Here is an 8,911-nt window from a genome sequence, read left to right as displayed (position 1 = left end):
ATTCTTATACTCGATTCTTGTTAGCACCCAACTTAGAGGAGTGCTAGTCATCCACCACAATGGAATCCAACCATGAGCCTACGTCCGCTACACGACCGCGTCATCATCAAGCGTCTCGACCAGGAAACAAAAACCGCATCGGGCATTGTGATTCCCGAAAGCGCCGCTGAAAAACCGGACCAGGGCGAAGTCATTGCCGTCGGCCCCGGTAAGCGTGATAGCGATGGCAAGCGCATCGTACCCGACCTGAAGGTCGGCGAGCGCGTGCTGTTCGGCAAATACTCGGGCCAGCAGGTCAAGGTCGACGGCAACGAACTGCTCGTGCTGCGCGAAGAAGATATTGTCGCCGTAGTCACCCAACAATAACGGAGCTTCAGAAATGGCAGCCAAAGAAATTGTCTTTAGCGACACCGCGCGTTCGAAGCTGGTCGAAGGCGTCAACATCCTCGCCAATGCAGTGAAGGTAACGCTTGGGCCCAAAGGCCGCAACGTCGTGCTGGAGCGCAGCTTCGGCTCCCCGATCGTGACGAAGGACGGCGTCTCGGTCGCGAAGGAAATCGAGCTGGTCGACAAGCTGCAAAACATCGGCGCGCAACTGGTGAAGGAGGTTGCGTCGCGCACCAGCGACGACGCTGGCGACGGCACCACCACGGCCACCGTGCTGGCCCAGGCGATCGTACGCGAAGGGCTGAAATACGTGGCTGCAGGTCTCAATCCGCTGGACCTGAAGCGCGGCATCGACAAGGCGGTTATCGCCGCCGTGGAAGAACTGAAAAAGATCAGCAAACCCACCACGACCAGCAAGGAAATCGCGCAAGTCGCGACGATCTCGGCGAATGGCGAGGAGTCGATCGGTCAGCGGATTGCCGAAGCAATCGATCGTGTCGGCAAGGAAGGGGTGATCACGGTCGAGGACGGCAAGTCGCTCGACGACGAACTCGACGTGGTTGAAGGACTGCAGTTCGATCGCGGTTACCTGTCGCCCTATTTCATCAACGATCAGGATAAGCAGGTCGCCGTCCTGGAAGATCCGTTTGTGCTGCTGCACGACAAGAAGGTATCGAATATTCGCGATCTGCTGCCGGTGCTGGAGTTGGTGGCGAAGGCGGGACGACCGCTGCTGATCATCGCGGAAGACGTCGAAGGCGAAGCGCTCGCGACGCTGGTCGTGAACAACATCCGTGGCATCCTGAAGACGGTGGCAGTCAAAGCGCCGGGCTTTGGCGATCGTCGCAAGGCGCTGCTCGAAGACATCGCGATCCTGACTGGCGGACAAGTCATTGCTGAAGAAACCGGTCTTACGCTGGAAAAGGCGACGTTGGCGGAATTGGGCCAGGCCAAGCGCATTGAAGTAGGCAAGGAAAACACCATCGTTATCGACGGTGCCGGGGACACGAAGAATATTCAGGCACGCGTCAAGCAGATCCGCGTCCAGATCGAAGAGGCAAGCTCCGACTACGACCGCGAAAAGCTGCAGGAACGCGTGGCGAAACTGGCGGGCGGCGTCGCGGTGATCAAGGTGGGTGGTGCGACCGAGATCGAGGTCAAGGAGAAGAAGGACCGCGTTGACGATGCGTTGCACGCAACGCGTGCGGCCGTCGAAGAAGGCATTGTGCCGGGCGGCGGCGTTGCATTGATTCGCGTCAAGCAAGCGATCAGCGGCCTGAAAGGCGCTAACGCGGACCAGGACGCGGGCGTCAAGATCGTGCTGCGCGCATTGGAAGAACCGCTACGCCAGATAGTCACGAATGCGGGCGAGGAAGCCAGCGTGGTCGTCGCGCGAGTGGCCGAAGGCACAGGCAATTTTGGCTACAACGCGCAGACCGGCGAATACGGTGATCTGGTCGAATCGGGCGTGCTCGATCCGACCAAGGTCACGCGCACTGCGCTGCAAAATGCGGCGTCGATTGCGGGCCTGCTGCTCACGACCGACGCAACGATCACCGAAGCGCCGAAGAATGCGGCCCCGGCCGCGCCTGGAAGCGGACCGGGCGCTGGCGGACCGGGCTTCGATTTCTGAGCCTCGGCCTACCCGTACTTGCCCACCTGTAGTCACAGCAGTACGTAAGCACGTCGGCGCGTCCAGTTTTAGACGCGCCGACGTGTGCTTCGGCATCACAATACCGCGGCTCACCAGCTCTACGCTTTCTGATTCTTTTATTCCCGCACTACTGACTAATATTCCCGCTCTGCATGCTTGGGCGGGCCGTCACTTCCTGTTCTGAGAATCCATGGTCACCATAGCCAGCCAGCTCGCCGAGCCATTCAATGATGCAGTACGCGCGCTGCTACCCGATGTTCAGGTAGTAGGCATACCGCGCGGCGTGCCGGCCTGCCTGCCCGAGCAGACTTCGATCTTGATCGCTGCCCCGATCATCATACGGGGTGCACATGCACCGGAACGCGCCCCCTCCGGGTGGCCATTCGGGTTGCGCTGGGTGCAACTCGGTTCTTCAGGAATCGACTTCTATCCGCGTTGGTTCCTTGAAGGACTACCGGTTACGACTGCGCGCGGCACCTCCTCCACCTCGATTGCCGAATTCGCTATAGCCGCAATCTTTGCCCACGCGAAGCGCCTTGCTGACATCTGGATTCACGACGCGCAGCAATGGTCCCTGACACCGCTCGCAACGGTGCAAGGCAGCACGGTCGGCATATTCGGCTTCGGCTCGATTGGTCAGACTCTCGCGCAGAAAGCGCTAGCACTCGGTGCCCGCGTCATTGCTGTGCGGCGGCAAGCTTCTGCCGCGCCGGACCTGCCCGGGGTCACGCTCGTTGCCGGTATCGATGAACTGGTGCGGGAAGCGGACCATCTCGTACTCGCAGCCCCGGCCACCGCAGCAACGCGTCATATTGTCAGTCGCGAGTTGCTTGCTCAGGCAAAGCCGGGACTACACGTAGTCAATGTTGCACGCGGCTCATTAATCGACAACGAAGCGTTACTTGTGGCGCTTGCCGATGGTCGTGTTGGTTCAGCTTCGCTTGACGTTACCGAGCCGGAGCCGCTAACGGCCGGGCATCCGTTCTACACGCATCCGCGCGTCCGGCTGTCACCCCATACGTCGGCGATCGGTCCACACAATGCGGCTGAATTGGCAGCGAAGTTTGTCCGTAATTTCAGCGCCTTTACTCACGGTACAACGCTTGAAGATCTCGTCGATATCAACCGGGGCTACTAGAGCTTGCATCAAAACGTCTCTGGATTTTTCAACCACCGCTTAACTAACCGGCCCACGCGCCCTTATTCGATTCAGGCATAACCTGCGACACCGTTGTGCTTTGCGAAACCAAACCCCCTTGTTACAGTCGCGCCAAAGCATTTCGCCTTCGCTTGGTCGAAGACGAAATAGACAATAGATAAACGTTTAAGGAGTCACCCTTATGAAGATTCTCAAAGCCATGCTGTTTGCCGGCATCGTACAGTTGACCGCTCTCTCACCGGCTTTCGCAGCTGACGATCTCGCAAACATCAAGAGCGCCGGCGTCATCAAGATCGGAACCGAAGGGACTTATGCACCTTTCACTTACCACGACGAATCAGGCAAGCTGACAGGCTTCGACGTTGAAATCGGCCAGGCTATTGCAAAACGGATTGGTGTTAAACCTGAGTTTGTTGAAGGCAAGTGGGACGGGCTGATCGCCGGGCTTGATGCTAACCGCTACGACGCGGTGATCAACGAGGTATCCATCACCGATGCCCGCAGAGCCAAGTACGATTTCTCGCAGCCGTATATTGCGTCCCATGCGGCACTCATCGTGCGCTCGGATAACACGACGATCAAGACCTTCGACGACCTGAAGGGCAAGAAGTCGGCGAATACCCTGACCAGCAACTTCGGCAAGATCGCCAAGGATCATGGCGCAGACGTAGTCGGTGTACAGGGCTTTAACGAATCAATCGATTTGCTGACATCCGGACGTGTTGATGCAACCGTGAACGACAGCCTCTCCTATCTCGACTTCAAGAAGCACAAGCCGGACGCTAAGGTGAAGATCGCGGCAATCGACAATTCGGCTGACAGCGAGTACTCCGGCGTCATCATCCAGAAGGGCAATCCTGAGCTTCTGGCCGCCATCGATAAAGCGCTTTCCGAGATCAAGGCAGACGGCACCTATAACAAGATCTCCCAGAAATACTTCGGCAAGGATGTATCGAAGTAACAGCGCACTCAGCGCCCCTGTTTAACTTCTAGAGAGCCGACACTATGCCAGCATGGCTCCACTTGATGGTCGAGTCACTCTGGCCGCTCCTGTACGCGGGACTCGTGTTCACGGTGCCGCTCACCATCGCGTCGTTTGCACTCGGCTTGACGCTGGCATTCGTCACCGCGCTCGTGCGGCTGTTCGGACCGCAATGGGCGGTCAAGATTGCACAGTTCTACGTGTGGTTGATCCGGGGCTCGCCGTTGCTCGTGCAGCTCTTCGTGATCTTCTACGGCTTGCCCAACGTCGGGATCGTGCTCGACCCGCTCACCGCGGCCATTATCGGCTTCTCGCTGAACGTGGGCGCTTACAACTCGGAAGTGATCCGGGGCGCGGTTGAATCGATTCCCAACGGACAATGGGAAGCCGCGTATTCCATGGGCATGACGCGTTCGCAAGCACTGCGGCGAACAGTCCTGCCGCAGGCTGCACGCGTTGCCCTGCCCGCCCTGGCAAACTCGTTCATTGCACTGATCAAGGACACGTCGCTTGCGGCAGTGCTCACAGTGCCCGAGATATTTCAGGCGGCGCAGCGGATTGCTTCAGTAACCTATGAACCGCTTATCCTGTACACGGAAGCGGCACTGATCTACCTGGTGTTTAGTTCCGTGCTGTCGTCGGCTCAGATTCAACTTGAAAGAAGACTTGGCCAACATGCGCTCTTCAAGAGAGGGCACTGATGATAGCCCTCGATAAAATCCAGAAATCCTTCGGCACGCATCATGTGCTCAAATCAGTCGACCTTAAGCTCGCGCAGGGGACGGTCACGGCATTGATCGGGCAGTCGGGCAGCGGCAAGAGCACGCTCCTGCGCTGCGTGAACCTGCTTGAGATCCCGGACACCGGATCGCTGACGCTGGGCGACGAACGGGTTGAATTCAGTCCCACGGAGAAACCGTCTCGCGATTCGGTACTCAGGATACGTCGCAAGACGGGGATGGTTTTTCAGAGTTTTCAATTGTTCCCGCACCGGACCGTGATACAGAACGTGATGGAAGGTCTGATCACCGTGCAGCGATGGGACAAGGAGCGCGCACGGGCGCGAGCAAGCGCACTGCTGGAGAAGGTAGGGATCTCGCAGAAGGCCGATGCCTGGCCCAGCACGCTCTCCGGCGGGCAGCAGCAGCGGGTCGCCATTGCGCGGGCGCTGGCGCCCTCGCCAGATATTCTTCTCTGCGATGAACCGACCTCGGCGCTCGACCCTGGGCTCGCGGCCGAAGTGATCGACGTCTTGAGCCAGCTCGCAAAAGAAGGCATGACCATGCTGTTTGCAACGCATGATTTACGTCTCGCTGCATCGATTGCTCGCGAGGTCGTTTTCCTCAGCGGTGGCAGCGTGATCGAATCTGGCTTGGCAGAAGATGTCTTCAACCGTCCGAAGCAGGCCGAAACGGCGAACTTCGTTTCCGTTCTTACCCGGCAAACGTGATAGCGGGAACGCGGCTGTGAGCCGTATTCCGCGCGGCTTCCACGCAGGTCCTTCTCGTTTCTATTTCCAGTTACGCCCGCGCCCTCGCTCGTCCAGCATGATTTGCGCGCCATCGTGATCAAGATAGGCAAAGCCCTCATCCAGGCGATCATAAACAACCTTGAAACCGCATAGATCACGCCAGAACCGCAAGCTGGTGTTGATATCCGTAACCAGTAATTCGGGCACCAGCCTGCCCGGTGTGAACGATGATTGCAAAGTACCCGGGCTCATTGATGTAAGGCGGCCCCGTGCGCGCTGCTCCGGAGATACTCTACGGCGACATCACGTGTCTTCATAAAACTAAGCTCTTCGTGTCAATAACGCGAGATCTCGCACGCTTGCCAATGAGGCGCCATAACCGCTGAGAATGCCCGTCACGCGACGCGTAACCGGAAAGGTTGCGGTACTCCTGGATGGTTCAGTGGGATTGTCGCTTTGCACCGGCAGTTCAGTTTTTACCCGGCGAAATGCTATTTTTCCGTCCGCCTTGTTGATCATTTTTACGAACCCCTCTTGGGCAAGTGCACAAAGAGTGTCGCGCAAGATCGCGGTAGTCACGTCGAAATGTTGCGCCAGATAGGTTGGATTGTAATCGCGGCCAATCCGCATGCGGCTGAGAAGGGTAACTTGCGTGAGCTTCATTGCGGATCCTATGACTAATCCTGTAACTAAGTCGGTTTCCTAACGATATTAGTGGCGGGTCATGACCCGCTCCAAGCGACTTATGAACCTATCTATTCCCGGATTCATTCGGTGTACGCCTTCGCATGCTCCACTCGACAGGACCCTTCGCTCAACGCTTATGGTCAGTGCGACGTGCTATCCATTCCCCGGCGATCTGCACGATAGAGACCAGAGCGATAAGCCTAGCCGCCGTCCAGCCATTACCTCGTTGCACAGTCGCAGTTTCTGAGCGTGTGTGCCGATCTCGCGCAATACACCCAGCACACCGAAATGATTCTGCGGAATCTGCCCCAAGGCAGGATCGGCCGCGCACAGTATGACGAATACTTCGGCAAGCGTAGCAAGCGACACGTCAGCGCCGCCGTATTCGCGCGGTACCGTGATGGTGCCGAGGCCGCTTTCGGACCAGAGATCGAGCTCAGCCCAAGGGAGCAAGCGCTCTCGATCCCGGCTCGCGGCGCCAGGTGCGAATTGATCGGCGAGGCGGCGAGCTGCGTCCAGCGCTTGTGCGTCGCTGGAAATACGCTGCACGCGCTCTGGATCGGGAAGGTTGGGCAAGCGCAATTCAGCGCCTGCGACGGTACGGGTCGACATGAATGTTCCAGATTGAAAGATTGCTTGCAGGCTTTCGATTTTGGCTATTGCCAATGTCTTCTGCCAATCACCGAAGCGGTGCAATTACCGCAAAGAGGAAGTCCCCAAACGGGTCCTCGTTCTCAATTGGAACAGCGCCGGCGACACGGGCCTACTATCAAAAATGGAAATTGCTTATCTGCGATCGAGATTAGTTCGGGAGGGGGCGGAATCACGCTGATCGCCAGCTGACATCCTGATTTGCAAATCAACAATCGATGGTGGCGCACTCAAGCGGCGCGTCGCCATAATCGCTGAACGCAATGGTTCATCAAAGGAGCCGGTGGATGTCAAATTTTCCAAGCGAAGTCGACGTTTTGCCCGTGTCACAACCTGTGCAAGTGAAGGCGCCGGCAGCATCGCGTGCCCCGTTGCTAAGCGACGCATTACTCTCGCGTATCGGCGAACGCGCCGCCGCTTATGACCTCGAGAATCGCTTCTTCACGGAAGACCTGGACGACCTGCAGCGGATCGGCTTTCTCCACGCCGCCGTCCCCGTCGCACTGGGCGGACTCGGCCTCACGCTGCCGGAGTTGCTGCACGAACAAGTCCGGCTTGCGTATCGCGCGCCGGCGACTGCGCTGGCGTTGAACATGCATCAATACTGGATCGGGGCGGCGCTTCATCTGTTGAGGAAGGGCGATACCTCCGCGCAATGGATTCTCGAAGAAGCCGGCGCCGGCAAAGTGTTCGCCGCCGGACACGGCGAACCCGGCAACGACCTGGGTCTGGCGCATTCATTCGTTACGGCGACGCCACTACGCGACGGCAGTTATCGTTTCGATGGCCGCAAGGTCCTGACCTCGCTTGCACCTGCATGGGACTGGCTCGGCGTGCATGGTTTAGATAACTCCGATCCGGCGCATCCGAAGATCGTGCACGCGTTTATCCGGCGCGAGTCACCGGGGCATCGCACGGTCCAGACCTGGGACGCGCTTGGGTTGCGCGCCACGCGCAGCGACGATACCTATCTTGAAGGCGCTATCGCGGCACGAGAACACGTGACGCGCGTGCTACCCGCCGGGATCCCCAACGACCCGTTCGTGGACGGCATCCTGGGCGCCGTGCTGCCAGGGCTTGGTGCGGTGTACTTCGGCATCGCAAAACGTGCGTTCGACCTGGCGATCAGCGCAGCACGCAGCCGCACGTCGGCGGCGCTGCAAGAAAAGGCGGCAGCTCATGATTGAAGTTCATTACTGGCCAACTCCGAATGGCAAGAAGGTCGCCATTCTCCTCGAGGAGCTGGGTGTTCCCTACACGATTGTTCCGGTGAACATCGGCCGAGGCGATCAATTCAAGGATGAGTTTCTCGCGATCAGCCCCAACAACCGGATGCCGGCCATTATCGACACTGACCCGAAGCGTGATGGCTCGCCGGTCAGCGTATTCGAGTCCGGAGCCATCCTCTTCTATCTGGCCGAAAAGGAAGGCCGCTTCTGGGCCCAACACGATGTTCAGGCCAAGTATGAAGTAACCCAGTGGGTGGTCTGGCAGATGGCCAACCAGGGGCCGAAGTTCGGCGAACGCGGGCACTTCTCGCGGGTCCCGGACAGCGCAGGCGACCAAACGTACGCCCGGCGCCGATTCAACGACGAGGTCCATCGCCTCTATGGAGTGCTGAACAATCGCCTCTATGATCGCCGCTACCTGGCCGGCGACGAATACACGATTGCGGATATAGCGTCGTACCCCTGGACGGTCTCCTGGCAGCAACAAGGCATCGACCCGGCCGAATTCCCCCACTTCAAACGCTGGTTCGAGGAACTGTCCGAGCGGCCGGCGGTGCAACGAGGTTTGGCGGTGACGGCCGGAGAGCCGGAAGATCCCGCCAGCGTCACCCTCGAGGAACAGGAACGCCGCCGCAAGATTCTTTACAACCAGCGCGCCCGTCCTGCACCCTCGGATTAAAGCGGCAAAGCC

Annotated in this window: 10 protein-coding genes and 1 pseudogene; 8 read left to right on the top strand and 3 right to left on the bottom strand. The window is 58.6% G+C overall.

From position 1 onward, the window contains the following. The first annotated feature begins 72 nt into the window (after positions 1–72). The 6 genes from ACMX25_RS24090 (at position 73) to ACMX25_RS24065 (ending at position 5,632) form a co-directional block, all read left to right on the top strand. A complete protein-coding gene (locus tag ACMX25_RS24090; protein ID WP_414952559.1) occupies positions 73–366 on the top strand; it encodes a co-chaperone GroES in 294 nt (97 codons plus the stop codon). Between the two features lie 13 nt (positions 367–379). Next, positions 380–2,020 carry a chaperonin GroEL gene (gene groL, locus ACMX25_RS24085; RefSeq protein ID WP_414952558.1) on the top strand — a complete coding sequence of 547 codons (1,641 nt, stop codon included), beginning with the start codon at positions 380–382 and terminating at the stop codon, positions 2,018–2,020. 211 nt (positions 2,021–2,231) lie between these two features. Next, positions 2,232–3,179: an NAD(P)-dependent oxidoreductase gene (locus tag ACMX25_RS24080; RefSeq protein WP_414952557.1), complete on the top strand. Its 948-nt coding sequence runs from the start codon at positions 2,232–2,234 to the stop codon at positions 3,177–3,179. 202 nt (positions 3,180–3,381) lie between these two features. Continuing rightward, positions 3,382–4,161, top strand: a complete 780-nt coding sequence (locus tag ACMX25_RS24075; protein ID WP_414952556.1) for an amino acid ABC transporter substrate-binding protein — start codon at positions 3,382–3,384, stop codon at positions 4,159–4,161. Between the two features lie 44 nt (positions 4,162–4,205). Next, positions 4,206–4,883 carry an amino acid ABC transporter permease gene (locus ACMX25_RS24070; protein ID WP_414952555.1) on the top strand — a complete coding sequence of 226 codons (678 nt, stop codon included), beginning with the start codon at positions 4,206–4,208 and terminating at the stop codon, positions 4,881–4,883. Then, positions 4,883–5,632 carry an amino acid ABC transporter ATP-binding protein gene (locus tag ACMX25_RS24065; protein ID WP_414952554.1) on the top strand — a complete coding sequence of 250 codons (750 nt, stop codon included), beginning with the start codon at positions 4,883–4,885 and terminating at the stop codon, positions 5,630–5,632. Before ACMX25_RS24070 ends, ACMX25_RS24065 begins: the two co-directional genes overlap by 1 nt. A gap of 60 nt (positions 5,633–5,692) precedes the next feature. Here ACMX25_RS24065 and ACMX25_RS24060 read toward each other — a convergent pair whose 3' ends face one another. The 3 genes and pseudogenes from ACMX25_RS24060 to ACMX25_RS24050 form a co-directional block, all read right to left on the bottom strand. Continuing rightward, positions 5,693–5,890: a VOC family protein gene (locus ACMX25_RS24060; RefSeq protein ID WP_414952553.1), complete on the bottom strand. Its 198-nt coding sequence runs from the start codon at positions 5,888–5,890 to the stop codon at positions 5,693–5,695. 84 nt (positions 5,891–5,974) lie between these two features. Further along, on the bottom strand, positions 5,975–6,316 hold the full coding sequence (locus ACMX25_RS24055) for a hypothetical protein (protein ID WP_414952552.1): 342 nt from the start codon (positions 6,314–6,316) through the stop codon (positions 5,975–5,977). 222 nt (positions 6,317–6,538) lie between these two features. Beyond that, positions 6,539–6,952, bottom strand: a pseudogene (locus ACMX25_RS24050) (acyl-CoA dehydrogenase family protein); the annotation flags it as partial. A 326-nt stretch (positions 6,953–7,278) separates the two neighbouring features. Between ACMX25_RS24050 and ACMX25_RS24045 the strand changes: the two are divergent. Next, a complete protein-coding gene (locus tag ACMX25_RS24045; RefSeq protein WP_414952551.1) occupies positions 7,279–8,178 on the top strand; it encodes an acyl-CoA dehydrogenase in 900 nt (299 codons plus the stop codon). Further along, entirely contained in the window at positions 8,171–8,899 is a 729-nt protein-coding gene (locus tag ACMX25_RS24040) for a glutathione binding-like protein (RefSeq protein WP_414952550.1), read from the top strand. Before ACMX25_RS24045 ends, ACMX25_RS24040 begins: the two co-directional genes overlap by 8 nt. Positions 8,900–8,911: the final 12 nt, after the last annotated feature.

The sequence above is a fragment of the Caballeronia eucalypticola genome (genome assembly GCF_047608185.1).
Classification (GTDB): domain Bacteria; phylum Pseudomonadota; class Gammaproteobacteria; order Burkholderiales; family Burkholderiaceae; genus Caballeronia.
The sequence above is the reverse complement of the archived record's forward strand: the minus strand, read 5'-3'. Positions and strand labels throughout refer to the sequence as shown.

Coding starts and splice junctions, on each gene's coding strand:
- ACMX25_RS24090 (WP_414952559.1), top strand. CDS start 73: ATGAGCCTACGTCCGCTACACGACCGCGTCATCATCAAGCGTCTCGAC.
- groL (WP_414952558.1), top strand. CDS start 380: ATGGCAGCCAAAGAAATTGTCTTTAGCGACACCGCGCGTTCGAAGCTG.
- ACMX25_RS24080 (WP_414952557.1), top strand. CDS start 2,232: ATGGTCACCATAGCCAGCCAGCTCGCCGAGCCATTCAATGATGCAGTA.
- ACMX25_RS24075 (WP_414952556.1), top strand. CDS start 3,382: ATGAAGATTCTCAAAGCCATGCTGTTTGCCGGCATCGTACAGTTGACC.
- ACMX25_RS24070 (WP_414952555.1), top strand. CDS start 4,206: ATGCCAGCATGGCTCCACTTGATGGTCGAGTCACTCTGGCCGCTCCTG.
- ACMX25_RS24065 (WP_414952554.1), top strand. CDS start 4,883: ATGATAGCCCTCGATAAAATCCAGAAATCCTTCGGCACGCATCATGTG.
- ACMX25_RS24055 (WP_414952552.1), bottom strand. CDS start 6,316: ATGAAGCTCACGCAAGTTACCCTTCTCAGCCGCATGCGGATTGGCCGC.
- ACMX25_RS24045 (WP_414952551.1), top strand. CDS start 7,279: ATGTCAAATTTTCCAAGCGAAGTCGACGTTTTGCCCGTGTCACAACCT.
- ACMX25_RS24040 (WP_414952550.1), top strand. CDS start 8,171: ATGATTGAAGTTCATTACTGGCCAACTCCGAATGGCAAGAAGGTCGCC.